This window comes from Blautia sp. AF14-40 (assembly GCF_003479665.1).
Lineage (GTDB): Bacteria > Bacillota > Clostridia > Lachnospirales > Lachnospiraceae > Fusicatenibacter > Fusicatenibacter saccharivorans.
In genome coordinates this window covers 71964-98418 of record NZ_QUHK01000006.1, presented here as the reverse complement: position 1 = coordinate 98418, position 26455 = coordinate 71964, and the positions used below count along the sequence as shown (strand labels likewise).

The window sequence follows — 26455 nt, the reverse complement described above, 5'->3', positions numbered from 1 at the left end:
TAAACGATGTCTCGTTCATTAAAAAAAGGACCATTTGCAGATGAAAGCCTGTTAAAGAAAGTTGACGCTGCAAACGCTTCAGGAGATAAAACAGTCATTAAAACCTGGTCACGTCGTTCTACAATCTTCCCGTCATTCGTTGGACACACAATCGCTGTTCATGACGGAAGAAAACATGTGCCGGTATACGTTACAGAGGATATGGTTGGACACAAACTCGGTGAGTTCGTAGCAACCAGAACCTACAGAGGTCACGGCAAGGACGAGAAGAAATCCGGCGTCCGCTAAGTAGAATGATTTGAGAGAGGAGGTTTTTTAGCAATGGCTAAAGGACATAGAAGTCAGATTAAAAGAGCAAGAAATGCTAACAAAGATACCAGACCGTCTGCAAAGTTATCCTACGCTAGAATGTCTGCGCAGAAAGCTGGATTTGTTTTAGATGCAATCCGCGGTAAAGACGTAACAACCGCACTTGGTATTGTAACTTATAACCCGAGATATGCCTCCAGCGTAGTGAAAAAACTGCTGGAGTCCGCAATCGCAAACGCTGAGAACAACAACGGTCTTTCCAGAGAAAACCTGTATGTAGCTGAGTGCTTCGCTAACAAGGCTCCGACCATGAAGAGAATTCATCCGAGAGCACAGGGCAGAGCTTACAGAATCCTGAAGAGAAACAGCCACATCACGATTGTGTTAGACGAGAAATAAGGAGGACATGTCATGGGACAGAAAGTTAATCCACACGGCCTGAGAGTCGGTGTTATTAAAGACTGGGATTCCAAATGGTATGCCGAGGGTGATTTCGCAGATAACCTCGTAGAGGACTACAACATCCGCACATACCTGAAGAAGAAACTGTACAGCGCAGGTGTTTCCAAGATCGAAATCGAAAGAGCATCTGACAGAGTAAAAGTTATCATCTACACCGCAAAACCGGGCGTTGTTATCGGTAAAGGCGGAGCAGAGATCGAGAAAGTAAAAGCTGAAGTTCAGAAACTGACTGACAAAAAGCTTATCGTAGATATCAAAGAAGTAAAAAGACCGGACCGCGATGCACAGCTCGTTGCTGAGAACATTGCATTACAGCTGGAAAACCGTATTTCCTTCCGTCGTGCTATGAAGTCTACCATGCAGCGTACGATGAGAGCTGGCGCTAAGGGAATCAAAACATCTGTATCCGGACGTCTTGGTGGAGCTGATATGGCTCGTACCGAGTTCTACAGCGAGGGAACTATTCCGCTGCAGACCCTGCGTGCCGATATCGATTATGGATTCGCTGAAGCAGATACCACTTACGGTAAAGTTGGCGTAAAAGCATGGATCTACAATGGCGAAGTACTTCCAACCAGAACTAAAAAGGAAGGGAGCGAGAATTAATTATGTTAATGCCGAAGAGAGTAAAACGTCGTAAACAGTTCCGTGGTTCCATGAAGGGTAAAGCCCTCAGAGGAAACAAAATTAACTACGGTGAATTTGGTCTCGTAGCCCTTGAGCCATGCTGGATCAAATCCAACCAGATCGAGGCAGCCCGTATCGCCATGACACGTTACATCAAACGTGGTGGTAAAGTTTGGATCAAAATTTTCCCGGACAAACCAGTAACCGCACAGCCGGCTGAAACCCGAATGGGTTCCGGAAAAGGTTCTCTGGAGTACTGGGTAGCAGTAGTAAAACCAGGCCGTGTAATGTTCGAAATCGCAGGTGTTCCGGAAGAAACAGCCCGCGAGGCATTACGTCTTGCCATGCATAAGTTACCATGTAAATGCAAAGTTGTTTCTCGTGCAGACTTAGAAGGCGGTGATAACAGTGAAAACTAACGAATTTGTAAAAGATTTAAATACAAAGAGCGCAGCTGAGCTGAATGACGAATTAGTAGCTGCTAAAAAGGAACTCTTCAATTTAAGATTCCAGAATGCAACCAACCAGCTTGACAATACAAGCCGAATCAAAGAGGTTCGCAAAAATATTGCAAGAATCCAGACTGTTATTGCCCAGAAGGCAAACGCAGCTGAGTAATTAGGAGGAAAATATCGTGGAAGAAAGAAATCTTAGAAAAACTCGCGTGGGCAAAGTTGTCAGCGATAAGATGGATAAGACTATCGTGGTTGCCATCGAAGACCATGTAAAACATCCTCTGTACAAGAAAATTGTAAAAAGCACATATAAGCTGAAAGCACACGATGCAAACAACGAGTGCCATGTAGGTGATACCGTACGAGTTATGGAAACAAGACCTTTATCCAAAGATAAGAGATGGAGACTTGTGGAGATCGTTGAGAAAGCGAAATAAATAAGAGATCAGAATGCTAAAGGAGGAATACCAGCATGATTCAGCAGGAAACTAGACTGAAAGTCGCTGACAACACCGGTGCAAAAGAAATCTTATGCATTCGTGTTATGGGCGGTTCTACAAGAAGATATGCCAACATTGGTGATGTAATCGTTGCTTCGGTCAAAGATGCAACACCAGGCGGCGTTGTTAAAAAAGGTGACGTAGTAAAAGCTGTTGTTGTAAGAAGCGTAAAAGGCGCTCGTCGTAAAGACGGTTCTTACATCAAATTTGATGAGAACGCAGCAGTTATTATCAAAGATGACAAAACTCCAAAAGGAACCCGTATTTTTGGACCAGTAGCCAGAGAGCTTCGTGAGAAACAGTTCATGAAGATTGTTTCCTTAGCTCCGGAAGTATTATAGGAGGACAGCTATGTCAATGAAGATTAAAAAAGGCGATACCGTAAAGGTAATCGCCGGCAAAGATAAAGACAAAACCGGCAAAGTAGTCAGCGTTGACGTAAAGAACAACCGTGTTGTTGTTGAAGGCGTAAACATGATTACAAAGCATGAGAAACCGTCTATGGCTAATCAGCAGGGCGGAATCGTAAACAAAGAAGCTCCTATCGATGCATCCAACGTAATGCTGGTTGTAAAAGGAGTTCCGACCCGCGTTGGAATCAAAGTTGAGATGGTTGAGAAAAACGGCAAAACAAAAGCTGTTAGAACCCGCGTTGCAAAAGCAAAAGAGCTGAACGGCGCAGTAATTGATTAAGGAAGAGAGGAGGCAAAACCGTGAGTAGACTGAAAGATCTTTACAACGAGCAGATCGTTGATGCAATGACCAAAAAATTTGGATACAAAAACGTGATGGAAGTGCCGAAGCTCTCCAAAATCGTAATCAACATGGGTGTTGGTGAAGCTAAGGAGAACGCTAAACTTCTGGACGCTGCAATCAGTGATATGGAAGCTATCACCGGACAGAAAGCAGTTACCACCAAAGCGAAAAATTCCGTAGCAAACTTTAAAATCCGTGAGGGTATGCCGATCGGATGCAAAGTTACCCTTCGTGGCGAGAAAATGTACGAGTTCGCAGACCGCCTGATCAACCTGGCACTGCCTCGTGTACGTGACTTCCGCGGCGTAAATCCGAACGCTTTCGATGGCAGAGGAAACTATGCTCTTGGTATCAAAGAGCAGCTGATTTTCCCAGAGATCGAGTATGATAAAGTTGATAAAGTCAGAGGTATGGACATTATCTTCGTTACCACTGCTAACACAGATGAAGAAGCTCGTGAATTACTGACATTATTCAACATGCCATTCGCAAAGTAATAGGAGGAATTGATTCATGGCTAAAACAGCAATGAAAATCAAACAGCAGCGCAAAGCTAAATTCTCTACAAGAGAATACAATCGTTGCAGAATTTGTGGCCGTCCACACGCATATTTAAGAAAATACGGAATCTGCAGAATCTGCTTCCGTGAATTAGCATACAAAGGCCAGATTCCTGGCGTTAAGAAAGCTAGTTGGTAAAATTTTAGAAGGAGGCAAATTCAAATGAGTATGAGTGATCCGATTGCAGATATGCTTACAAGAATCCGTAACGCTAACACTGCAAAACATGATACAGTAGATGTTCCGGCATCCAAAATGAAAATCGCAATCGCTGATATCCTGGTAAACGAGGGATACATTGCAAAATATGAACTCAGCGATGAGGGTGCATTCCAGAATATGCACATCACCCTGAAATACGGCGCTGACAAAAACGAGAAGATCATCACCGGTCTGAAGAGAATCTCCAAACCGGGTCTGAGAATCTATGTTGGCAAGGACGAGCTGCCGAGAGTACTTGGCGGACTTGGAATCGCTATTCTTTCCACAAACCAGGGTGTTATCACCGATAAAGAAGCTCGTAAGCTGCAGGTCGGCGGCGAGGTTCTGGCATTCGTTTGGTAATAGAAACGAAACAAGGCAACTGAAAACAGAGAGAGCTTAAAGCTCTCTCCGAAAATCTAAGTTAATAGGAGGAAATTGGTATGTCACGTATTGGAAGACTGCCAGTGGCAATTCCTGCAGGTGTAACAGTAGACATCCAGGAAAATAACCACGTTGTAGTAAAAGGACCAAAAGGAACATTAGAGAGAACTCTCCCGTCTGAAATGACCATCAAACTGGAAGACGGACACGTAGTAGTTACAAGACCGAACGATCTGAAGAAAATGAAAGCTCTTCATGGTCTGACCAGAACTCTGATCCACAACATGGTAATTGGTGTTAGCGAAGGCTATACCAAAACACTGGAAGTAAACGGTGTAGGTTACAGAGCTGCAAAACAGGGCAACAAATTAGTTCTGTCTCTTGGATATTCTCATCCGGTAGAGATGATCGATCCGGAAGGACTCTCCTCCGCTGTAGACGGCAACAAGATCATTGTTTCCGGTATCAGCAAAGAGAAAGTTGGCCAGTATGCCGCTGAAATCAGAGACAAGAGAAGACCTGAGCCATACAAGGGCAAGGGAATCAAGTATGCTGATGAAGTGATCAGACGTAAAGTTGGTAAGACTGGTAAGAAATAATTAAGGAGAGTGTGAACATGATTAGTAAAGTATCAAGAGCGCAGATGCGCCAGAAAAAGCATAGAAGATTACGTAATCATATCGTAGGTACTGCACAGCGTCCGCGTCTGTGTGTATTCCGCAGCAATAACCATATGTATGCTCAGATTATCGACGATACGATTGGAAATACTTTAGTTTCTGCTTCTACTCTTCAGAAAGATGTTAAAGCAGAGCTTGAGAAAACCAACAATGTAGATGCAGCAGCATATCTTGGAACCGTTCTTGGAAAGAAAGCTGTAGAAGCAGGTATTACTGAAGTTGTATTTGACCGTGGCGGATTCATCTACCAGGGAAAAATCCAGGCATTCGCAGACGCAGCTAGAGAAGCTGGGCTGGTATTCTAAGAAAGGAAGGAAAAGAACACATGAAGCATACAATTATTGATGCAAGCCAGTTCGAACTGGAAGAAAAAGTCGTATCAATTAAGCGTGTTACAAAAGTTGTTAAAGGTGGTCGTAACTTCCGTTTCACAGCTTTAGTAGTTGTCGGCGACGGCAATGGACACGTAGGCGCAGGCCTTGGAAAAGCAGCCGAGATTCCGGAAGCTATCCGCAAAGGTAAAGAAGACGCTATGAAGAAACTGGTAAGCGTAGCAATCAATGAGAACGGAAGTATCACTCATGACTACGTAGGTAAATTCGGAAGCGCAGAGGTTCTGTTAAAGAAAGCTCCTGAAGGTACTGGTGTCATCGCTGGTGGCCCAGCCCGTGCCGTAATCGAGTTAGCTGGTATTAAGAACATCCGTACAAAATCCCTTGGATCCAGAAATAAGCAGAACGTAGTTCTGGCTACCATCGCTGGTCTGTCTGAGCTGAAGACTCCAGAAGAAGTAGCAAGACTTCGCGGCAAATCTACAAACGAGATCTTTGCTTAAGGAGGATGTGAAAAATGGCAGATAAATTAAAAGTAACACTGGTGAAATCCCCGATCGGATGTGTTCCGAAACACAGAAGAACCGTGGAAGCACTGGGTCTGAAAAAAGTTAACAAGACGGTAGAACTGCCGGATAACGCAGCAGTTCGCGGCATGGTTAATCAGGTTTCTTACCTGGTTAAAGTAGAAGAAGCATAAGGAGGTACCGTAATGGACTTATCTAATTTACAGCCGGCTGAAGGTTCCAGACAGAACGATAACTTCCGCAGAGGCCGTGGACATGGTTCAGGAAATGGTAAAACAGCAGGTAAAGGCCACAAAGGACAGAAAGCACGTTCCGGAGCACCGAGACCGGGATTTGAAGGTGGTCAGATGCCTTTATACAGACGTCTTCCGAAGAGAGGTTTCAAAAACAGAAACTCCAAGGAAATCGTTGGAATCAATGTAGATGCTCTGAATCGTTATGAGGACGGAGCTGTTGTAACCGTAGAAACTATGATTGAGACTGGTCTTGTTTCCAATCCGAGAGATGGCGTAAAAATCCTTGGAAACGGTGAAGTCACCAAAAAACTCACTGTAAAAGCAAATGCTTTCAGCGAGAGCGCAAAGGCAAAAATTGAAGCGGCAGGTGGAACAGTCGAGGTGATCTAATGTTTAAGACCTTTATCAATGCATTTAAGGTCAAAGATGTTCGTCGCAAAATATTTTATGTGCTTATGATGCTTGTTGTCATCCGGTTAGGCTCTCAGATGCCTGTACCGGGTGTCAATACAAGCTTTTTTGCGAATTATTTTGCAAATAATACGAATGAGGCATTCAGCTTCCTGAATGCATTCACGGGCGGCGGTTTCGACCGTTTCTCCATCTTTGCTCTGAGTATTACACCGTACATTACTTCTTCCATCATTATTCAGCTGCTCACCATTGCAATTCCACGACTTGAGGAAATGCAGCGTGACGGCGAAGAGGGAAGAAAGAAAATGACTGCGATTACTCGTTATGTGACAGTAGGTCTTGCATTGTTTGAGTCTGTTGCCATGGCAGTAGGCTTTGGACGCCAGGGACTCCTCACCACTTTTAACGCAGTTAATGTGATTGTTGTAGTGGCAGCTCTGACAGCCGGTTCTGCCTTCCTTATGTGGGTGGGAGAACAGATCAACGACAAGGGCGTTGGAAATGGTATTTCTATGGTCCTGTTAATCAACATCCTTTCCAGAATCCCGCAGGATATGGTAACCCTTTACGAAACCTTCGTAAAAGGCAAAACCATCGCGCGTGGTCTGCTGATGTGGATTATCATCGCTGTTGTGATCATCGCTGTTGTTGTGCTGGTACTGATCCTGAATGGCGCTGAGAGAAGAATTCCGGTACAGTATTCCAAGAAAATGGCCGGAAGAAAAATGGTTGGCGGACAGTCATCCAATATTCCGCTGAAGGTAAATACAGCGGGCGTTATTCCGATCATCTTTGCATCATCCATCATGTCTTTCCCATCGATTATCCTGTCGTTTGTCGGAAAGTCGGATATCAAAGGTATCGGCGGAACGCTGATCAAGATGCTGAATTCCAACAACTGGTTTGACAAAACCAATCCAGTTGCTTCGCTGGGCCTGATTCTCTACATTGTCCTTGTTATTTTCTTCGCTTATTTCTATACCTCCATCACCTTCAACCCGATGGAAGTTGCAGATAACATGAAAAAACAGGGCGGCTTTATCCCAGGCATCCGCCCGGGTAAATCCACGGTAGATTATCTGAACAATCTGCTCAGCTATATTATTTTTATCGGTGCAGCAGGTCTTACCATTGTTGCAGTGATTCCATTTTTCTTTAATGGATTTTTCAAAGCGAATGTATCCTTTGGAGGTACTTCTCTGATCATTATTGCCAGCGTAATTCTGGAAACCTTAAAACAGATTGAATCCATGATGCTGGTACGCAATTACAAAGGATTCTTAAACGATTAAGGCATAAGAGGGACTGTCTGGATAAGACAGGCCCTTTCTTTTGTTTAAAGCGCTTTTAAAGAGGCTTTAACAGAGAAAATTTTTGCTATTGTGGTTTATTTTATGGTATAATAGGGTAAATTACACGCAGTGGATTGCTGCAAATTCAAACATGGGAGGAAAAGCGCATGAAAATTATTATGTTGGGGGCACCTGGTGCCGGAAAAGGTACACAGGCAAAACAGATCGCTGCAAAATATGAGATTCCTCATATTTCAACCGGCGATATCTTCCGCGCAAATATCAAAGAGGGAACCGAGCTTGGAAAGAAAGCGAAAGCATTCATGGACAAGGGAGAACTCGTTCCGGACGAGCTGACCTGCGATCTTGTTGTAGACCGTATTTCCAAACCGGACGCAGCAAAGGGCTACGTGCTGGATGGCTTCCCAAGAACGATTCCGCAGGCAGAGGCACTGACCAAAGCCCTGGAAGCACGCGGAGAGAAAATTGACTACGCAATCAATGTAGAAGTACCGGATGAAAATATCGTTCACCGTATGGGCGGACGCCGTGCCTGCATCGGATGCGGAGCAACCTATCATGTAGAATTTAACGCACCAAAGGTAGAAGATGTATGCGATACCTGCGGCGGCGAGCTGGTTCTCCGTGATGACGATAAACCTGAGACCGTACAGAAGAGACTGTCTGTATACCATGCTCAGACACAGCCTCTGATTGACTACTATAAGAAAGCCAATGTTCTGGTGGAAGTTGACGGAACCCAGGATATCAACGTGGTATTTCAGGATATAGTAAAGATTTTAGGAGCGTAAAGGATGTCCATATCAATTAAAACTGCCCGGGAAATTGAAAAAATGCGCCGTGCCGGTGAACTGCTGGAGAAGGTACACGATGAATTAGGCCGCGCCATCCATCCGGGAATGTCAACCTGGGAAATCAACAAGCTCGGAGAAGAGATGATCCGCAGCTTCGGATGCACTCCCAACTTTTTAAACTATAATGGGTATCCGGCTTCGATCTGCGTTTCTGTGAACGAAGAAGTGGTTCACGGAATCCCAAGTAAAAAACGGATTCTGAAAGAGGGCGACATTGTCAGCCTGGATGCGGGACTTATCTATGAAGGATACCATTCCGACGCAGCCCGCACACACGCGGTCGGTGAGATCTCGCCGGAGGCAAGAAAACTGGTGGAAGTAACACGCCAGGCCTTTTTTGAAGGAATCAAATACGCAAAAGCAGGCCATCATCTTCATGAGATTTCGGCGGCGATCGGTGCATACGCAGAGAGCTTCGGCTACGGCGTTGTCCGCGACCTGGTAGGCCACGGCATCGGAACGCACCTGCACGAAGATCCGGCAGTGCCGAACTTCGCACAGCCAAGCCGCGGCGTCCGTCTGCAGCCTGGCATGACGCTCGCCATCGAGCCGATGATCACAGCCGGAGGCTATGCAGTCAGATGGCTGGATGATGACTGGACCGTTGTGACAGAAGACGGCTCTCTTGCCGCACATTATGAGAACACGATTCTGATTACGGAGGGAGAACCGGAAATTCTGACACTTTCGCATACGGAGGAGGATTTATGAAACCGATTGTGAAAGGAATGTTTGCCAGAAGCCTGGCCGGCCACGATAAAGGAAAGCTGTATGTGATTTCGGATGTACAGGAGCCATACGTATTCCTGGTGGACGGAAAAATCCGTACCGCCAACCGGCCGAAAAAGAAGAAGCTGATTCACGTACAGCCGGATTACGAAATGACGGATGCGGTTCGTGATGAAGATATCCGTAAGGCATTAAAAGAAAAAAGTTGCAAAGAGTTGAAGGAGGATTAATCAATGTCTAAGGCAGATGTAATTGAAGTAGAGGGAACTGTCCTCGAGAAATTACCAAACGCAATGTTTAAAGTAGAACTGGAAAATAAACACGTTGTACTGGCTCATATCAGCGGAAAGCTGCGTATGAACTTTATCCGTATTCTTCCGGGAGACAAAGTAACCATCGAGCTGTCCCCATACGATCTGGACAAGGGACGTATTATCTGGAGAGATAAATAAGAAATACGATAAAAAAAGCCATCCGGCATGCCGGATGGCTTTTTCTCTGTATGTGTTTCTCTGTATTCATCCCCAATAACAGTAACCGTTCTACAGAACAAAGATTTCGATCACCGGCCTTCAGATTTCTGACAGCCACAAAGCAAGCACCAGTCTGCAAACCCTGCAGCATCCGCGGCGGCGGGCATCTGAATTTCTTTTCAGTCCCTTTTGAAACCTTCCAGATGTATTATGCAATATTTTAATAGAAAAAGCAATGAAAAAAGTATAAAATTTTATGAAAACTTTTTGTAAAAACCAGGAGAATTTGTGCACTTTTGAAACAAAATTTTTAAACCGTCAGAAAAAAAAGAAAAAGTGAAAAGACAGGAGAAAAGAGCGGCCGGAAAACCGTGAAAATGACAGATGAGGGCTCGAAAGCGACAGAAGAATATATGTTTGTGAATTCTGTGTGAAGTTGAAATATTTGGTTGAATTCTCAAAATAATGTGATACAATGCAATAGAGAAACTTTACGGAGAAATTTTACCGGGAAGGATCTCCTGTGCGGTGCGGTAAAATCCATGTACCGGCAGAAATCAGGGAAACATTTTATGAAACAGCAGGCTGCAGTCTGAAAAAAATTCGGATCTGCAGCAATGGCATCGCTGCTCCTTACAGATAACAGGAAAGGAAAATGTGCAATGACAAAAAGGGGAAAGAAAAAAGGCCTTGTTGCAGCATTGAGCGTAGTTGCAGTGATTGTTTTACTTGCCGCTGCATATGGAATCTTCTGTCTGATCATCGAGGATGACAAAATCTGGGCAGATGCTTCTATTAACGGAGTAAACATTCAGGGAATGAGCAAAAAAGAAGCTGCGCAGACAGTAGAACAGAAGTTTGAAGAAGATTATAAAGATACAGCTGTTACCGTTGAGCTGGATGGTCAGCAGTATACGATGAACGTATTTCCAATGCTGGGGATGGATGCTTCCGCAGAAATTGAAAAAGCATATGAAAAAGGCCATGGAAATCTTCTGGTTCGCGGTCTGGAGTGGGTCGAGATGAAATGGGGAAAGGCAGAGAAGCTTTCCTATGATGTGCAGCCGACTGCGACCCATCCAGATGAGGTGGAAGGAATTGTACAGGCATCCGGCATTCAGGATTACAACTCCATGCAGGATACTACATATGAAGTAACAGATACCGGCCTGATCGTGCATAAAGGCATTTCCGGAACCAGACCGGATGTGGATGCCTTAAAACAGCAGATCCAGACGAATGTGACAGCAATGAATTTCCAGGATGTAATTTCCTGCCCGACGGCAGAAAATCAGCTGACAGAACCGGATTTTGCCGGAATTGCAAGCCAGATTTATACCGATCCCGTCAATGCGACGCTGGATCCGGATAACGGATATTCCGTTGTGGCATCGAAAAACGGAACCTCAATGAATGCGGACAATGCGAAAGCCGAGTATGAGAGTGCAGAAGAAAATACGGATATCACGATTCCGTTTACATTTACCGAGCCGGAGATTACAACCGAGAAGATGAACGCAAACCTGTTTAAAGACACGCTTGGAAGTTACAGCTCCAGCGCAGCGGGTGGAACGAGCGGAAGAATTCACAACGTCGGACTTACGGCATCTATCTGCAACGGACAGATTGTTCTGCCGGGAGAAACCTTCTCTTTTAATGGTGTCGTAGGTGATACAACGGCGGAAAAAGGATATCAGGAGGCAGCAGGCTATCAGGATGGCAAAGTCGTCCAGGTACTTGGAGGAGGCGAATGCCAGGTGTCCTCCACACTGTTTTCCGCTATTTTGTACACAGACCTTGATGTGGTGGAAAGAGCCAACCATTCGATGCCGGTACATTATGTGCCGTCTGGAATGGATGCAACCGTATTCTGGGATTCACCGGATTTCAAATTTGAAAATAATCATAAGTACCCGGTGAAAATTGTGATGAATATGGACAGCAGTGACACACTGACCGTAAAAATTCTCGGAACAAAAGAAAACGACTATACCATTGAGCCAAGGGTAAAGCAGATCGATGAAATGAGTAATGTAACGTATCGTGATTACAAAGATGCAAGCGGAAATGTAGTAAAATCAGAATCCGTATGCGCAAGCAAATACAAACCGCTGAACTCAGGATCATGATGCAAAAAAGATGTTACCTGTAAAAAACAGGCGGGACAGAGAAGAGAAATCTGTCCCGCCTGTTTTTTTCTTACCGGTGGGAGAGATGAAAAAATGCACAGAAAAAGAGCAAAAAAAAATGAAAAAATATGTAAAAAATTTCTTGCATTTCCGGGAACAAAATGCTATACTATAAAACGAACTTTTGCGCGTGGACTTTTTTCTAACCCACAAAAAGAAAACGCATTCCAAAAGTTTACAACAGAAAATTCCCCTACACGGGGCGCTAAGGAGCAAAGAAAGGAGGATTCATCATGAAGGTTAGATCTTCTGTAAAACCGATCTGCGAGAAATGCAAAGTTATCAAAAGAAAAGGTAGCATCAGAATCATTTGTGAGAATCCAAAGCACAAACAGCGCCAGGGCTAATCCGTCATTAGGCTTGATCGTAATTGTGCAGATTTTAAGTGCGGCTGCAGCGAGGACGCGCGTGAATGCGTTGTTCTGCTGTTAATATTATAAAGTGAGACACCTGGCAAGTTGCAGCCAGGACACCTCCGGCGGGTGGACGCGCGGAGCGCAGACATCCCTTATAATATTGCTTAATACTCCGATCTGTCAGGTGGCAGAAGGAGAAAGGTCGTGCGAACACGGCTGGATACACGCATACCTGTATCCCAATTAGGAAAATATTAATGTTTTAGAAAAATGGAGGACAAAGTACATGGCTCGTATAGCTGGTGTAGACTTACCAAGAGACAAACGTGTTGAGATTGGTCTGACCTATATCTACGGAATCGGTAGAACAAGTGCAGATCGTATCTTAAAAGAAGCTGGAGTAAATCCGGACACACGCTGCAGAGATTTGACAGACGATGAAGTAAAGAGACTCAGCGCAGTTATCGATGAGAGTCAGGTTGTAGAAGGAGATCTTCGTAGAGAAATCGCTATGAACATCAAACGTCTGCAGGAGATCGGATGCTACAGAGGTATCCGTCATCGTAAAGGCCTTCCGGTTCGTGGTCAGAAAACAAAGACCAACGCAAGAACCCGCAAAGGTCCTAAGAGAACTGTTGCAAATAAGAAGAAATAATTTAACCAGTAGTCCAATATAAGATTAAGAAAGTGTAGGTTAGTTTTAAAATGGCAAAAGTGACAAAGAAAACGACAAAACGTCGTGTCAGAAAAAACGTTGAACACGGACAGGCACATATCCAGTCTTCCTTCAATAATACAATCGTAACACTGACTGATGCAGAAGGAAATGCTCTTTCTTGGGCAAGTGCCGGCGGTCTGGGATTTAGAGGTTCAAGAAAATCTACTCCATACGCAGCTCAGATGGCTGCAGAAACTGCTACCAAAGCAGCGCTGGTTCATGGCTTAAAGACTGTTGACGTTATGGTAAAAGGACCAGGATCAGGTCGTGAAGCTGCAATCCGTGCCCTTCAGGCATGCGGTCTTGAAGTTACAAGCATCCGCGACGTAACACCGGTTCCGCACAACGGATGCCGCCCACCAAAACGTAGAAGAGTCTGATTAGGAGGTTAAGAACATGGCAGTAAATAGAGTACCAGTCCTGAAAAGATGCAGATCCCTCGGAATGGATCCTGTATATCTTGGAATTGATAAGAAGTCCACAAGACAGCTGAAAAGAGCAAACAGAAAAATGTCTGAGTATGGTCTTCAGTTAAGAGAAAAACAGAAAGCAAAATTCATCTACGGCGTTCTGGAGAAACCTTTTGTTAACTATTACAAAAAGGCTGACAGAATGGAAGGACAGACTGGTGAGAACCTGATGATCCTTCTTGAACTCCGTCTGGACAACGTTCTGTTCCGTATGGGAATGGCTAGAACCAGAAAAGAAGCACGTCAGATCGTTGACCACAAACACGTTCTGGTTAACGGCAAACAGGTAAATATCCCGTCTTACCTTGTAAGCGCTGGTGATACCATCGAAATCAAAGAGGGTAAAAAATCCTCTCAGAGATATAAAGACATCGTAGAGGTTACAGGCGGCCGTCTGACTCCGGAATGGATCGAGGCTGATCTTGAGGCACTCAAAGGTGTTGTAAAAGAGCGTCCTACCCGCGAAATGATCGATGTTCCGGTTGACGAAGTGCAGATCGTCGAGCTGTATTCTAAATAAAGAATCGCCATACGCGGAAGGCTTTATTCCCATGAGTAATGAGCCAACCAATTTAAAAGGAGGGGCTTTCGAGTGTTTGATTTTAACAAACCGAAAATTGAAATTACTGAGATTTCTGATGACAAGAAGTACGGCAGATTTGTGGTTGAACCTCTGGAAAGAGGCTACGGTATCACATTAGGTAATTCTCTTCGCAGAATTATGCTTTCTTCCCTCCCTGGAGCAGCAGTAAGCCAGGTTAAAATCGAGGGCGTTCTTCATGAATTCAGCTCCATCCCTGGAGTAAAAGAAGACGTTACAGAAATCATCATGAACCTGAAGAGCCTTGCAATCCGCAATAACAGCGAAACCAACGAAGCAAAAGTTGCTTATATTGAGTTCGAGGGCGAGGGAGTTGTAAGAGCATCCGATATTCAGGTAGATCAGGATATTGAGATCATGAATCCGGATCAGGTAATCGCAACCCTGAACGGCGGCCCGGACAGCAAGCTGTACATGGAGCTGACGATCACAAAAGGCCGCGGTTATATCAGTGCTGACAAAGGCAAGAGCGATGACATGCCGATCGGCGTTCTCGCTGTGGATGCTATCTATACACCGGTTGAGCGTGTAAACCTCAAAGTGGAGAACACCCGTGTAGGTCAGATTACCGATTACGATAAACTGACACTGGATGTTTACACCAGAGGAACACTGGATCCGGACGAGGCAGTCAGCCTGGCAGCTAAGGTTTTAAGCGAGCATCTGAAACTCTTCATCGATCTGTCTGAGAATGCGAAGACAGCAGAAGTTATGATCGAGAAAGAGGACAATGAGAAAGAGAAAGTTCTGGAGATGAACATCGACGAGCTTGAGCTTTCCGTGCGTTCCTATAACTGCTTGAAACGTGCCGGTATCAATACCGTAGAAGAGCTGTGCAACAAAACTTCCGAAGACATGATGAAGGTTCGTAACCTGGGCCGCAAGTCTCTGGAAGAGGTACTTGCAAAGCTGAAAGAACTGGGACTGTCACTGAGTCCTGGGGACGGAGAATAAATCACAGCGATTTATCTTTCCGTTTGATTTGTAGACGAAAACCCCCTGTCAGTAAGTCCGAGGCAGCATGACTTGTGGGTTCCACAAATGGAGGAAAATTTAAAATGGCAAAATATAGAAAACTTGGCAGAACATCTGACCAGAGAAAAGCATTATTAAGAAACCAGGTAACCAACCTTCTGTATCACGGAAAAATCGTTACCACTGAGACCAAAGCAAAAGAGATCCGTAAGATCGCTGAAAGCATGATCGCACTGGCTGTAAAAGAGAAAGATAACTTTGAGACCGTTACCGTTACTGCTAAAGTAGCTCGTAAAGATGCTGATGGCAAACGTGTGAAAGAAGTAAAAGACGGCAAAAAAGTTACCGTATACGATGAAGTTCAGAAAGAGATCAAAAAAGATCTTCCGTCCAGACTTCACGCTAGACGTCAGATGGCAAGCTTCTTCTATCCTGTAACAGAGGTTCCGACCGAAGCAGCAGGACGCAAGAAAAACACCAAGTCCATCGATATGCCACAGAAAATGTTCGATGAGATCGCTCCGAAATATGCAGACCGTAACGGCGGATATACCCGTATCATCAAGATCGGACCGCGTAAAGGTGATGCAGCTATGGAAGTTGTAATCGAGCTGGTTTAATCTGTAAATAGTTTTGAAATCCGCAGGGGCTGCCTCTTAATAGGTGGCTCCTGTTTTGTTGTATATCATATTTTATATGACACAATTGCGAAATTGTGGCAATGTACGGGGTTGCATCTGCTTTGCGAATAAGGTACAATACAGAATACAGAACAGCTAAAATGGGATACAAAGGAGAGCATTTGCATGGAGAGCAAGAAAAAAATGTTGTTTATTTTTAATCCGTTTTCCGGAAAAGCACAGATTAAAAGTAAACTGTTTGAAATTATCGATGTTTTTGTAAAAGGCGGATATGAAGTCATTGTCCACCCGACGCAGGCAGTCGGAGATGGTTTCGAAAAGACAAAGGAGCTTGCGCCGCAGGTGGATCTCGTTGTCTGCAGCGGGGGCGACGGAACACTGGATGAAGTTGTCAGCGGTCTGATGGAAGTGGATCAGCGCGTTCCGATCGGTTATATTCCGGCCGGAAGCACCAATGACTTTGCAAACAGTCTTTCTATTTCGAAAGATATGGTACAGGCGGCAAAGGATATCATCGAGGGAAACCTGTATTCCTGTGATGTGGGAGCGTTCAACAACGACAGCTTTGTCTACATCGCTGCATTCGGCCTTTTCACGGATGTTTCCTATGAGACAGATCAGCACATGAAAAACATTCTCGGCCATCTGGCATACCTGCTGGAGGGATCCAAACGGATCTGGAATGTGCCGACGTACTGGATTAAAGTCGAGGCAAACGGGGAAACCTTTGAGGAAGAGTATATCTACGGTATGGTGACGAATGCCAAGTCCGTCGGCGGCTTCAAAAACCTGCCGGGACAGGATGTACGCCTGGATGACGGACTCTTCGAGGTAACCCTGATCAAACGCCCGAAAAACCCGCTGGAACTGAATGAGATCATTGCGTCCCTGCTGATGCAGGAGGATCACACAGACCTCATCGATTCGTTCAAGACCGACCGCATCATCATCGAGTCCAACCAGGAGATTTCCTGGACTCTGGACGGCGAATACGGCGGAGATCACGGCTATGTCTGCATCGAAGCGCGCAAACATGCCATGGAACTGGTTCTGAACAATAAGTAGGCACGGCTTTTTGATAAGTTTTTCACAAAAAAGTGCAAAAAAATGGATTTCGCCACGAAAACCATTTGGCATTTGCAGAAAGATGTTGTATAATAAAACCAGTTATGAAAGTAACAAGTATGCCGTAAGCCTGAAAACGGTACACGGCACAATTACAGACACAGGAGGTCATTTGAGCTATGTTAGTATCAGCAAAAGAAATGTTGGACAAAGCAAAAGCTGGCCACTATGCAGTTGGTCAGTTTAACATCAACAACCTGGAGTGGACAAAATCCATCCTTCTTACCGCACAGGAGATGAATTCTCCGGTTATCCTTGGTGTATCTGAGGGTGCAGGAAAATACATGACAGGTTTCAAAACTGTAGCTGCTATGGTAAAAGCTATGATCGAAGAACTGAACATCACTGTTCCGGTTGCTCTGCATCTGGACCACGGAACCTACGAAGGATGCTACAAATGCATCGAAGCAGGTTTCTCATCCATCATGTTTGACGGATCTCATTATCCGATCGAAGAGAACGTTGCAAAAACAAAAGAACTGGTAGCTGTTTGCAAAGAGAAAGGAATGTCTCTGGAAGCAGAAGTTGGTTCTATCGGTGGAGAAGAAGATGGTGTTGTAGGTATGGGCGAATGCGCTGATCCAAACGAGTGCAAGATGATTGCAGACCTCGGTGTAGATATGCTTGCAGCAGGTATCGGCAATATCCACGGTGTATACCCGGCTAACTGGCAGGGACTGAGCTTTGAGACTCTGGCAGCTGTACAGGAGCTGACAGGAACTATGCCGCTCGTTCTTCACGGTGGTACAGGTATCCCGGACGACATGATCAAGAAAGCCATTGACCTTGGCGTTTCCAAAATCAATGTAAATACAGAGTGCCAGCTTGCATTCGCAGCAGCTACACGTAAATACATCGAAGAGGGAAAAGATCAGCAGGGTAAAGGATTCGATCCTCGTAAACTGCTTGCTCCTGGCGCAGAAGCTATCAAAGCTACTGTAAGAGAAAAAATCGAACTGTTCGGTTCTGCAAACAAAGCCTGAGTTTAAGCACGAAAATGCTGTGCAGGATTCCTGGGGGACTTCCTCCTCAGGGTCCGCACAGTATTTTTTTTCGTGAGCAACGAGTCGAAGTCCGTGCTTGCACGAGACCTTGACGACTGCCGCGAAAGCTTTCATCGAATCCGCTAATTTTTTCGCCTGAATTAGGAAAGTTTTGTAAAATAATACGAAAAAGGGACTGAGTTCAAAAAAGCACTTGCGTTTTTGGGGTTTTTGAGTTATTTTAGTATCAGTTGGAAATCAAATCCATATGCGAATGTAAAACAAGGGCGTTCTACAAAAAATATAGCTTTTTTAGCTACCTTTTTGAGAACTCCTTTTTCTTGTATTAGGATCTTTTTAGAATCCGGCGGGAAGGTAGCATCGCAAAATTCACAAATGGAAAGGAAGAAAGAAAATGGGAGAATATGTAAATCCGGCCAAAATCTTTGGCGAAAATGTATTCAATGACACTGTAATGCAGGAACGTCTTCCAAAAAATGTTTACAAGAAGCTGAAAAAGATCATCGAAGAAGGCGGTGAGCTGGATCTTGCTACTGCAGATACGATTGCACATGAGATGAAAGAATGGGCAATTGAAAAAGGAGCAACACACTATACACACTGGTTCCAGCCGCTGACCGGTGCAACTGCAGAAAAGCACGATTCTTTTATCACAGCACCGATGCCGAACGGCAAAGTACTGATGAGCTTCTCCGGTAAAGAGCTGATCAAAGGCGAGCCGGATGCATCTTCTTTCCCGTCCGGTGGACTGCGTGCTACCTTTGAGGCAAGAGGATATACAGCATGGGACTGCACCTCACCGGCTTTCGTTCGTCAGGACGCAGCAGGCGCAACCCTCTGCATTCCGACTGCATTCTGCTCCTACACAGGAGAGGCGCTTGACCAGAAAACACCGCTTCTTCGTTCCATGGAAGCTCTGAATGTACAGTCCCTGCGTCTGTTAAAACTGTTCGGAAACACCACTTCCAAGAAAGTAACTCCTTCCGTAGGACCGGAGCAGGAATACTTCCTGGTAGATGCAGAGAAATTCCTGCAGAGAAAAGACCTGATCTACACCGGACGTACCCTGTTTGGCGCAATGCCTCCAAAAGGACAGGAGATGGACGATCACTATTTCGGAACCATCCGTCAGAGAATTGCTTCCTTTATGAAGGATGTCAACATTGAGCTGTGGAAGATGGGTGTTACAGCAAAGACACAGCACAATGAGGTTGCACCGGCACAGCACGAGCTGGCTTCCATTTATTCCGAGGCAAACGTAGCAGTTGACAACAACCAGCTCGTTATGCAGACTTTAAAGAGAGTTGCATGCCAGCACGGACTGAAATGCCTGCTGCATGAGAAACCGTTCGCAGGTGTCAACGGTTCCGGTAAACACGACAACTGGTCCATCACCACAGATGACGGCATCAACCTTCTTGAGCCGGGCAAAACACCGCACGAGAACATTCAGTTCCTACTTGTGTTAAGCTGCGTCCTGAAAGCTGTTGATGTTCACGCAGATCTGCTTCGTGAGTCCGCAGCCGATCCGGGAAACGATCACAGACTGGGAGCTAACGAGGCGCCGCCAGCTATTATTTCTGTATTCCTTGGAGAGCAGCTGGAGGATGTTGTAGAGCAGCTGATCAGCACCGGAAATGCAACCAAGAGCAAAAAAGAGGGCGTTCTGGAGACTGGTGTTAAGACACTTCCGGATCTCAAGAAAGATGCTACCGACCGTAACAGAACCTCACCGTTCGCCTTCACCGGAAACAAATTCGAGTTCCGTATGGTTGGTTCCCGTGATTCCGTTGCAGCTCCGAACATCGTACTGAACACCATCGTTGCAGAAGCATTCCGCGATGCATGCGATGTACTAGAAGGCGCTGAAAACTTCGAGGACGCTGTCCATGATCTGATCAAGAAGAACTTAAGTGAGCATCAGAGAATCATCTTCAATGGCGACGGATATGCAGATGAGTGGTTAGCTGAGGCAGAGAGAAGAGGACTTCCGAACATCAAATCCATGGTGTACGCAATCCCGGCACTGACCACTGATACCGCAATCAAACTGTTCGGCGATTTCAAAGTATTCACCGAGGCAGAGCTGGTATCCCGTGCAGAAGTTAAATTCGAGAACTATGCAAAGACCATCAACATCGAAGCAAAGACCATGATCGACATGGCAAGCAAACAGATCATCCCGGCAGTCATCAAATATGCGACTTCCCTGGCTGGATCGATCAACACCATCACCGCAGCAGGTGTTACAGCAGTTGGTGTACAGAAGAATCTGCTGAACGAGACAAGTGCACTGCTTGAGGAAACCCAGAAAGCACTCGACGAGCTGATCGCAATCGAGAATGCAGGATGCGAGATGGAAGACGGCGAAGCAAAAGCAAAATACTACTACGAGAAAGTTGCTCCGGCTATGGAGGCACTCCGTGCACCGGTTGACAAACTGGAAATGATCGTAGACAAAGAGATGTGGCCGATGCCGTCCTACGGCGATCTGATGTTTGAGGTTTAATCCGCAGACGGTCTGATAAATTGTAAAAATTCTGTGAAAACAGGGCAGAAAAAGAGGCTGTTTTTGACAACAGCCTCTTTTTTTAGTATAATGGGGATTAGCTGTTGCCAGAAGAAAAGGGCGGACAGCGCTGCCGGAAGAAACGGCAGGAAAACATGGAGGAAACGCTTCTGGATTTCGAAGGAAAACAGAAGTATACAGAACAATGAATGCAGAACTGGAAATTTTAGGTGTGAAGCTGAAACATTACCGCGTCGATGCGGCAATGGAGATTGCAGAGGAATACCTCTCGAACGATAAGCTGAACACCATCGGGATTGTTACAATGCAGATGCTGATGCAGGCGAGCAAGGAACCGACGTGGAAACAGTATATCGAAGATCTGGATCTGACGGTCATCGGGGAAACCGAGGTGCTGGAGGCAGCAGGAATTGACCCGGAGACGCCGTCCTATGAGGAAGTGGAGACGAACGAGTTCATCGCACGCTTTTTCTGGGGACTGATTCAGAAGAAAAGCCGGATTTTCGTACTGGGCGACACTGGGGAAGAACTGCAGACACTGCAGAAATATCTGACAGAAACGTATCCCGGCATTGAGATCGGAGGCGGTGCTGTCGTCGAGACGCTGGAGGAATCCGCGTTTGACAGCCTGGTCAACGAGATCAACAGCCAGACGACGGACGTGATTGTGAGCGGCCTTGCGGGAACGCGGCAGGATCGTTTCGTTCTGGAAAACAGCAGCAAAATCAGCGCAAAAATCTGGCTGAGCCTTGGCGAGCATTCGACGCTGCAGAACGAGGCCGGTATAAAAACGAGCTGGTGGGGAACTCTGCTAAAGAAGAATACGTTCAAGTGGATGGTAACAAAATATAACAGCGAAAAGGACGGTTGAAGTTCATGAACTGGATACGGAACAAACAGCAGTGGAGAGATTATCTGCTGATTACGCTGGGAACCGCGGTCATGGCGGTTGCGACCAGCTCGATTTACGACCCGGCGGGGCTTGTTACTGGAGGATTTTCCGGTCTTGCAATCGTCATCAAACAACTGAGCCAGATGCTGTTCGGAAAAGGAGTTCCGCTCTGGGTGACGAACCTTGTGCTGAACATTCCGCTCTTTCTGTTCGGAATTCGCATGAGCCGCGATTTTCTGGTGAAAACCATCTTCGGAACCCTGATGAATACGTTCTGGATTGCCGTTCTCCCGGTGCTGCAGCTGGTGCCGGATGACAGGATGCTTTCCGCACTGTTCGGCGGCGTTCTGATGGGAGCAGGCATCGGCCTCGTCTTCATCGGAAACGGTACGACGGGCGGAACGGATATGATGGCGGCTCTGATCCAGAGAAAGCTGCGCCACTATTCCGTTGCACAGGTTATGCAGGTGCTTGATGGAATCATCGTCATCGCCGGTATTTTTGTCTTCGGTATCCACGCTTCGCTCTATGCGATCGTGGCAATCTACGTGACGACGAAAATGACGGATGCCCTGATGGAAGGTATGAATTATGCGAAATCCGCGTTTATCATTACCGCGCATCCGGAGCAGGTAGCCGATGAGCTCATGAAAGAACTCGACCGCGGCGCGTCCGGCATCCACATCAAGGGAATGTACACGGGCGAAGAGCGTATGATGGTATTCTGTGTTGTGGGCAAAAAACAGATCCCGCAGCTCAAACAGATCGTAGGAACGATCGATCCGGACGCGTTTGTCGTTGTGTCGGATGCAAGAGAGGTCTTAGGAGAGGGCTTCCAGACGGATTTCTCCTGACCTTTTTACGTATTTTGTGGTATAAATGTTGTGTTTTCTCTTCCTTTTTTGTCTATTTTGTATTAAAATAAGTATATCTGTGAGGTACTTTGCATCAGGCGCAGAACCATAGGGGTGTGGATATGCCTGGCAATGAAAGCGGGTGCAGCCGGAGACAAACTATAGGATGAAAGAGGGAAGAAAATATGATTTCAAATCAGATTTTACAGAGTACCATTGAGGGAATCAAAAATATTTCGCGTGTCGAACTCTGCGTGACTGATGTAGAAGGAAAGGTTCTGGTAACGACGTTTCCGGAGGTTGAGATCAGCCAGAATGATATTGTAACGTTTGCGCAGTCTCAGGCAGATTCCCAGACCATGAAAAATTATCAGTTTTTTAAAGTATACGATGAACACCAGCTGGAGTACATTCTGGTTGTAAAAGGCGGAAACGATGACATTCACCTGATCGGGAAAATGGTTACCTTCCAGATTCAGGGCCTCCTTACCGCCTACAAGGAGCGCTTCGATAAAGACAACTTTATCAAGAACCTGCTGCTCGACAACCTGCTGCTGGTCGACATCTACAACAGGGCGAAGAAGTTACATATTGAAGTGGAAGCACGCCGCCTTGTATTTATTCTTGAGACAAATCCGGATAAGAACAGCGGGGCGCTCGAGAGCGTCAAGAGTCTGCTCGGTACCAAATCCGGTGACTTTATCACTGCCGTCGATGAGAAAAACATCATCATCGTAAAAGAACTTGCTCCAGGTGAGGATTATGCCCAGATGAACAAAGTGGCAGCCACCATTCTGGAAGCAGCAGGAAGAGATGAGGAGGGGAAAACCCACGTTGCTTACGGTACCATTGTCAAGGAGATCAAAGAAGTATCGCGTTCCTATAAAGAAGCCAGAATGGCGATGGACGTCGGAAAAATTTTCTCCGCTGAGAATGATATCTATGCATACAGCTCACTGGGCATCGGCCGTCTGATTTACCAGCTTCCGATCCCACTGTGCAAAATGTTCATCAAAGAAATTTTCGGCAACAAATCGCCGGATGACTTTGATGAGGAGACACTGACAACGATCAATAAATTCTTTGAAAATTCTCTGAATGTCTCGGAAACCTCGAGACAGCTTTATATACACCGAAATACCCTTGTCTATCGGCTGGATAAGCTGCAGAAGAGCACGGGACTCGATCTTAGAGTTTTTGAAGATGCGATCACATTCAAGATTGCGCTTATGGTTGTGCAGTACATGAAATACATGGAAACGCTCGATTATTAAGCGAGAACCCTTGAAGGAGGAATTGCATGATAACATTGGATAGTGTAAGTAAGAGTTACGCGAAAGGCCAGCCGGCCGTCAACAACGTATCCTTACACATCGAGAAGGGGGAATTCGTCTTTATCGTGGGAAACAGCGGTTCTGGAAAATCGACGCTGATCAAGCTCCTTTTGAAAGAACTCGAGCCCACATCCGGTACCATTAAGGTAAACGGACAGATCTTAAATAAAATGAAACGCTGGAGAGTGCCGAAATACCGCCGCGGTGTCGGCGTCGTATTCCAGGATTTCCGCCTTTTAAAAGACCGGAATGTCTATGAAAACGTAGCATTCGCACAGCGTGTCATCGAGAAACCGAACCGCGTCATCAAAAAGCGCGTGCCGGAAGTCCTGACGCTGGTCGGACTGGCAGAGAAGTACAAATCCTTCCCGAAGGAGCTTTCCGGAGGAGAGCAGCAGCGAGTTGCCGTGGCAAGAGCCATTGTCAACCGGCCTGACATTCTTCTGGCGGACGAGCCGACCGGAAACCTGGACCCGGGAAACTCCATGGAGATTATGAAGCTCCTGGAGGAAATCAACAACAGAGGAACGACCGTTCTTGTGGTAACCCACAACCGTGAGATCGTCAACTCCATGAAAAAACGCGTTATTACCATGCGAAAAGGCGTGGTAGTCAGCGATGAGAAGGAGGGCGAGTACCATGAGGTTTAGTACACTGGGCTACAGCATCAAACAGGGTGTCAAAAACATCTGGAGAAACAAGATGTTCTCGCTGGCATCCATCGCAACCATGGGAGCCTGTATCTTTCTGTTCGGTATCTTCTTTGCGGTTGTCATCAACTTTAACTACATCGTAAAAAATGCCGAGACAGACGTATCCATGACCGTCTTCTTCAACGAAGATGTGGATCAGGCGACGATCGATGAGATCGGAACGGAGATCAAGGCCAAGACCGATGTGGTCAAGGAATGTAAGTATGTTTCCGCGGATGAGACGTGGGAAAACTTTGCAAAACAGTATTTCGAAGGAAAAGAGGAATACAAGGACGGCTTTAAGCCAAACGACAACCCGCTCGCAACTTCTGCTCACTACGAGGTTTACGTATACCAGGTAGAGACGCAGGATGCACTGGCTGAGTATATCCGCTCGCTGGACGGTGTCCGTGAGGTTAAACAGGCCGAGGGCGCAACAACAACGTTGACGACGATGAACCGTGTCATTGGCTACGTTTCCATCGCGATCATCCTGATTCTTCTTGCCGTATCTGTTTTCCTGATCAGCAATACCGTCACGATCGGTATTTCGGTCCGGAAAGAGGAGATCGGTATCATGAAGCTGATCGGTGCGACGAACCTGTTTGTAAGGGCTCCGTTCCTGATCGAGGGTATCCTGATCGGTCTTGTCGGAGCAGCGATTCCGCTGGGGCTGCTGTACGTTGTATACAACAGAGTCATCAGCTACGTTATGACAGAGTTCAGCGTACTGTCGAACTTTATGGCATTCATGCCGGTATCGGCCGTCTTCCGGATTCTGCTTCCAGTCGGACTCATTCTCGGTATGGGAATCGGTCTTGTCGGCAGTATCTTTACGATTCGAAAACACTTGAAAGTCTGATAGGATTAGACAATATAATGAAGTAAAAATAAGTCCCGGAATCCGTCAAAAGATTCCGGGATCTTTCGATTGGGAGGCATATTTTGGAAGAACTGATGAAGGAAGAAAAAGAGGGCGTAAAAGCGGCAGAGCAGGAAAAACCGAAAAAGCGCAGAAACAGAAAGAAAAACCGAAAAAATGAGATGCGGAAGAGCTACTTTGCGGGCATGATTTCGATGCTGGCGATTGTAATGATCGTGCTTGTCGGAACAACGTTTCTCTGGCCGGGAAGCAGTGCGGACCACCCCGGCGGCTTCTGGTCGTGGCGGAAGACGGCGGCGATCAAAGCGATGATCAGCCAGCTTTACGCGGGCGATGTGGATGACACAGAGCTGTCGGATGCGATGTATAAAGGGATGATCAGCGGCCTCGGCGACAAGTATTCTACGTATTACACGAAAGAGGAATACGAAGCGATCAAGACAGCGCAGGAGGGTTACTATCAGGGCATCGGTGTTACGGTGACGCTGGACGGCGATAAGCTGCAGGTCACCGGCGTACAGGACGATACCCCGGCGGCGAAGGCCGGTATTCAGGCGGATGACCGCATTGTGAAGATTGACGGGCAGACACTCGAAGGCTTAAGCCTCAACGATGCGGTCGGTCTTCTGAAAAACAGCGAGAACGATACCGTGACGCTTTCCATCGAGCGGGAAGGCGAGGCGGATCTGATTGAAACGGAAGTCACAAAAGAGAAGCTTGCGGCGATTGTGGCAGACGGTAAAATGCTGGACGACAAGATCGGCTATCTGGCCATCAGCGAGTTTACAGGGCTTACCTCCGAGCAGTTCCAGAAAGCATACCAGTCACTGCAGGATCAGGGCATGGAGCGCCTGATCATCGACCTGCGCGGCAATCCGGGCGGCCTTGTGACGGCAGTCTGCGACACCCTGCGCCAGATCCTGCCGGAGGGACTCATCGTGTATACCGAGGATAAAAATGGAAAACGGGAAGAGTATACCTGCGACGGCGATACCCCGATCTCGATTCCACTCGTCGTGCTGGTTAATGAAAATACGGCAAGTGCGGCAGAAATCTTCACGGGAGCAGTCAAAGATTACGGCATCGGAACGATTGTCGGAACGACGACATTCGGAAAAGGCATTGTCCAGAATACATTCCAGCTCTCGGACGGCAGCGTGGTGAAACTGACGATTGCCCATTATTACACGCCGCTCGGAAACGACATCCACAAGGTCGGCATTACGCCGGATGTCGAGGTGGAGCTGCCGGATGACGCGACGAGCGATGTGCAGCTCGAAAAAGCGTTGGAAGTTGTCAAAGGACTGGAAAGTGCGGAATAAAATAAGAATTTTCACAGAAAAGCAGGAAAAAGGTAGGAAAAAAAGCACGAACGTGT

38 protein-coding genes are annotated in these 26455 nt (G+C 46.3%); all 38 read left to right on the top strand.

The features are described 5' to 3' along the window. Nucleotides 1–6: 6 nt before the first annotated feature. The 38 genes from rpsS to DWW13_RS06515 all read left to right on the top strand — a co-directional run bounded on the left by rpsS (nt 7) and on the right by DWW13_RS06515 (nt 26399). A complete protein-coding gene (gene rpsS, locus DWW13_RS06700) occupies nt 7–288 on the top strand; it encodes a 30S ribosomal protein S19 (RefSeq protein ID WP_022461662.1) in 282 nt (93 codons plus the stop codon). Between the two features lie 33 nt (nt 289–321). Then, nucleotides 322–708 (top strand): 50S ribosomal protein L22, encoded by a 387-nt coding sequence (rplV, locus tag DWW13_RS06695; protein WP_022461661.1) that lies wholly within the window; start codon nt 322–324, stop codon nt 706–708. Nucleotides 709–720: 12 nt separating this feature from the next. Beyond that, nucleotides 721–1377 (top strand): 30S ribosomal protein S3, encoded by a 657-nt coding sequence (gene rpsC, locus DWW13_RS06690; RefSeq protein WP_022461660.1) that lies wholly within the window; start codon nt 721–723, stop codon nt 1375–1377. A gap of 2 nt (nt 1378–1379) precedes the next feature. After that, nucleotides 1380–1817 (top strand): 50S ribosomal protein L16, encoded by a 438-nt coding sequence (gene rplP, locus DWW13_RS06685; RefSeq protein ID WP_022461659.1) that lies wholly within the window; start codon nt 1380–1382, stop codon nt 1815–1817. Next, nucleotides 1807–2016, top strand: coding sequence for a 50S ribosomal protein L29 (gene rpmC, locus DWW13_RS06680; protein ID WP_022461658.1), 210 nt, complete (start codon nt 1807–1809; stop codon nt 2014–2016). Before rplP ends, rpmC begins: the two co-directional genes overlap by 11 nt. Before the next feature lie 16 nt (nt 2017–2032). Then, complete coding sequence (rpsQ, locus tag DWW13_RS06675; RefSeq protein WP_022461657.1) at nt 2033–2290, top strand: 30S ribosomal protein S17; 258 nt, start codon at nt 2033–2035, stop codon at nt 2288–2290. Nucleotides 2291–2325: 35 nt separating this feature from the next. Further along, the gene (gene rplN, locus DWW13_RS06670; RefSeq protein WP_022461656.1) at nt 2326–2694 is read left to right on the top strand and encodes a 50S ribosomal protein L14; all 369 of its coding nucleotides are present in this window, start codon (nt 2326–2328) and stop codon (nt 2692–2694) included. Nucleotides 2695–2704: 10 nt separating this feature from the next. After that, complete coding sequence (gene rplX, locus DWW13_RS06665) at nt 2705–3046, top strand: 50S ribosomal protein L24 (protein ID WP_243026061.1); 342 nt, start codon at nt 2705–2707, stop codon at nt 3044–3046. 20 nt (nt 3047–3066) lie between these two features. Next, on the top strand, nt 3067–3606 hold the full coding sequence (gene rplE / locus DWW13_RS06660) for a 50S ribosomal protein L5 (protein WP_022461654.1): 540 nt from the start codon (nt 3067–3069) through the stop codon (nt 3604–3606). 16 nt (nt 3607–3622) lie between these two features. After that, nucleotides 3623–3808, top strand: a complete 186-nt coding sequence (locus tag DWW13_RS06655) for a type Z 30S ribosomal protein S14 (RefSeq protein ID WP_022461653.1) — start codon at nt 3623–3625, stop codon at nt 3806–3808. 24 nt (nt 3809–3832) lie between these two features. Further along, on the top strand, nt 3833–4234 hold the full coding sequence (gene rpsH / locus DWW13_RS06650) for a 30S ribosomal protein S8 (protein ID WP_022461652.1): 402 nt from the start codon (nt 3833–3835) through the stop codon (nt 4232–4234). A gap of 80 nt (nt 4235–4314) precedes the next feature. Further along, nucleotides 4315–4854 (top strand): 50S ribosomal protein L6, encoded by a 540-nt coding sequence (rplF, locus tag DWW13_RS06645; protein ID WP_022461651.1) that lies wholly within the window; start codon nt 4315–4317, stop codon nt 4852–4854. 17 nt (nt 4855–4871) lie between these two features. Continuing rightward, complete coding sequence (gene rplR / locus DWW13_RS06640) at nt 4872–5240, top strand: 50S ribosomal protein L18 (protein WP_022461650.1); 369 nt, start codon at nt 4872–4874, stop codon at nt 5238–5240. Nucleotides 5241–5260: 20 nt separating this feature from the next. Continuing rightward, on the top strand, nt 5261–5770 hold the full coding sequence (rpsE, locus tag DWW13_RS06635; RefSeq protein WP_022461649.1) for a 30S ribosomal protein S5: 510 nt from the start codon (nt 5261–5263) through the stop codon (nt 5768–5770). Between the two features lie 14 nt (nt 5771–5784). Then, complete coding sequence (rpmD, locus tag DWW13_RS06630) at nt 5785–5967, top strand: 50S ribosomal protein L30 (RefSeq protein WP_022461648.1); 183 nt, start codon at nt 5785–5787, stop codon at nt 5965–5967. A 12-nt stretch (nt 5968–5979) separates the two neighbouring features. Then, nucleotides 5980–6420 (top strand): 50S ribosomal protein L15, encoded by a 441-nt coding sequence (gene rplO / locus DWW13_RS06625; protein ID WP_022461647.1) that lies wholly within the window; start codon nt 5980–5982, stop codon nt 6418–6420. Beyond that, entirely contained in the window at nt 6420–7736 is a 1317-nt protein-coding gene (secY, locus tag DWW13_RS06620; RefSeq protein WP_022461646.1) for a preprotein translocase subunit SecY, read from the top strand. Before rplO ends, secY begins: the two co-directional genes overlap by 1 nt. 167 nt (nt 7737–7903) lie before the next feature. Next, nucleotides 7904–8548 (top strand): adenylate kinase, encoded by a 645-nt coding sequence (locus DWW13_RS06615; protein ID WP_022461645.1) that lies wholly within the window; start codon nt 7904–7906, stop codon nt 8546–8548. A 3-nt stretch (nt 8549–8551) separates the two neighbouring features. Beyond that, nucleotides 8552–9322 carry a type I methionyl aminopeptidase gene (map, locus tag DWW13_RS06610; RefSeq protein WP_022461644.1) on the top strand — a complete coding sequence of 257 codons (771 nt, stop codon included), beginning with the start codon at nt 8552–8554 and terminating at the stop codon, nt 9320–9322. After that, a complete protein-coding gene (locus tag DWW13_RS06605; protein WP_022461643.1) occupies nt 9319–9570 on the top strand; it encodes a KOW domain-containing RNA-binding protein in 252 nt (83 codons plus the stop codon). The genes map and DWW13_RS06605 overlap by 4 nt, the downstream gene beginning before the upstream one ends. A 3-nt stretch (nt 9571–9573) precedes the next feature. Then, nucleotides 9574–9792 (top strand): translation initiation factor IF-1, encoded by a 219-nt coding sequence (gene infA, locus DWW13_RS06600; RefSeq protein ID WP_022461642.1) that lies wholly within the window; start codon nt 9574–9576, stop codon nt 9790–9792. Nucleotides 9793–10475: 683 nt separating this feature from the next. Then, nucleotides 10476–11942 (top strand): VanW family protein, encoded by a 1467-nt coding sequence (locus tag DWW13_RS06595; RefSeq protein ID WP_158555030.1) that lies wholly within the window; start codon nt 10476–10478, stop codon nt 11940–11942. Between the two features lie 93 nt (nt 11943–12035). Next, nucleotides 12036–12239 (top strand): hypothetical protein, encoded by a 204-nt coding sequence (locus DWW13_RS06590; RefSeq protein WP_055220743.1) that lies wholly within the window; start codon nt 12036–12038, stop codon nt 12237–12239. Further along, complete coding sequence (gene rpmJ, locus DWW13_RS06585; RefSeq protein ID WP_003022746.1) at nt 12236–12349, top strand: 50S ribosomal protein L36; 114 nt, start codon at nt 12236–12238, stop codon at nt 12347–12349. The genes DWW13_RS06590 and rpmJ overlap by 4 nt, the downstream gene beginning before the upstream one ends. A 295-nt stretch (nt 12350–12644) precedes the next feature. Next, a complete protein-coding gene (gene rpsM / locus DWW13_RS06580) occupies nt 12645–13013 on the top strand; it encodes a 30S ribosomal protein S13 (protein WP_022461573.1) in 369 nt (122 codons plus the stop codon). A 50-nt stretch (nt 13014–13063) separates the two neighbouring features. Beyond that, nucleotides 13064–13456: a 30S ribosomal protein S11 gene (gene rpsK, locus DWW13_RS06575; RefSeq protein ID WP_022461574.1), complete on the top strand. Its 393-nt coding sequence runs from the start codon at nt 13064–13066 to the stop codon at nt 13454–13456. A gap of 16 nt (nt 13457–13472) precedes the next feature. After that, nucleotides 13473–14066 (top strand): 30S ribosomal protein S4, encoded by a 594-nt coding sequence (gene rpsD, locus DWW13_RS06570; RefSeq protein WP_022461575.1) that lies wholly within the window; start codon nt 13473–13475, stop codon nt 14064–14066. Nucleotides 14067–14138: 72 nt separating this feature from the next. After that, complete coding sequence (locus tag DWW13_RS06565) at nt 14139–15101, top strand: DNA-directed RNA polymerase subunit alpha (protein WP_022461576.1); 963 nt, start codon at nt 14139–14141, stop codon at nt 15099–15101. Between the two features lie 104 nt (nt 15102–15205). Then, entirely contained in the window at nt 15206–15742 is a 537-nt protein-coding gene (locus DWW13_RS06560) for a bL17 family ribosomal protein (RefSeq protein WP_022461577.1), read from the top strand. Nucleotides 15743–15928: 186 nt separating this feature from the next. Next, nucleotides 15929–16828, top strand: a complete 900-nt coding sequence (locus DWW13_RS06555; RefSeq protein WP_117761416.1) for a diacylglycerol/lipid kinase family protein — start codon at nt 15929–15931, stop codon at nt 16826–16828. Nucleotides 16829–17007: 179 nt separating this feature from the next. Further along, nucleotides 17008–17871 carry a class II fructose-1,6-bisphosphate aldolase gene (gene fba / locus DWW13_RS06550; RefSeq protein ID WP_022461579.1) on the top strand — a complete coding sequence of 288 codons (864 nt, stop codon included), beginning with the start codon at nt 17008–17010 and terminating at the stop codon, nt 17869–17871. Between the two features lie 415 nt (nt 17872–18286). Next, on the top strand, nt 18287–20401 hold the full coding sequence (locus tag DWW13_RS06545; RefSeq protein ID WP_117761415.1) for a glutamine synthetase III family protein: 2115 nt from the start codon (nt 18287–18289) through the stop codon (nt 20399–20401). A 205-nt stretch (nt 20402–20606) separates the two neighbouring features. Next, nucleotides 20607–21293 carry a WecB/TagA/CpsF family glycosyltransferase gene (locus tag DWW13_RS06540; RefSeq protein WP_117510477.1) on the top strand — a complete coding sequence of 229 codons (687 nt, stop codon included), beginning with the start codon at nt 20607–20609 and terminating at the stop codon, nt 21291–21293. A gap of 5 nt (nt 21294–21298) precedes the next feature. Beyond that, entirely contained in the window at nt 21299–22168 is an 870-nt protein-coding gene (locus DWW13_RS06535; RefSeq protein WP_117510478.1) for a YitT family protein, read from the top strand. Nucleotides 22169–22353: 185 nt separating this feature from the next. Next, a complete protein-coding gene (locus tag DWW13_RS06530) occupies nt 22354–23442 on the top strand; it encodes a PucR family transcriptional regulator (protein WP_117510479.1) in 1089 nt (362 codons plus the stop codon). 26 nt (nt 23443–23468) lie between these two features. Continuing rightward, on the top strand, nt 23469–24152 hold the full coding sequence (gene ftsE, locus DWW13_RS06525) for a cell division ATP-binding protein FtsE (protein WP_022461638.1): 684 nt from the start codon (nt 23469–23471) through the stop codon (nt 24150–24152). Then, the gene (gene ftsX / locus DWW13_RS06520; protein WP_022461639.1) at nt 24142–25056 is read left to right on the top strand and encodes a permease-like cell division protein FtsX; all 915 of its coding nucleotides are present in this window, start codon (nt 24142–24144) and stop codon (nt 25054–25056) included. Before ftsE ends, ftsX begins: the two co-directional genes overlap by 11 nt. Before the next feature lie 83 nt (nt 25057–25139). Continuing rightward, entirely contained in the window at nt 25140–26399 is a 1260-nt protein-coding gene (locus tag DWW13_RS06515; RefSeq protein ID WP_055220738.1) for a S41 family peptidase, read from the top strand. Nucleotides 26400–26455 lie beyond the last annotated feature (56 nt).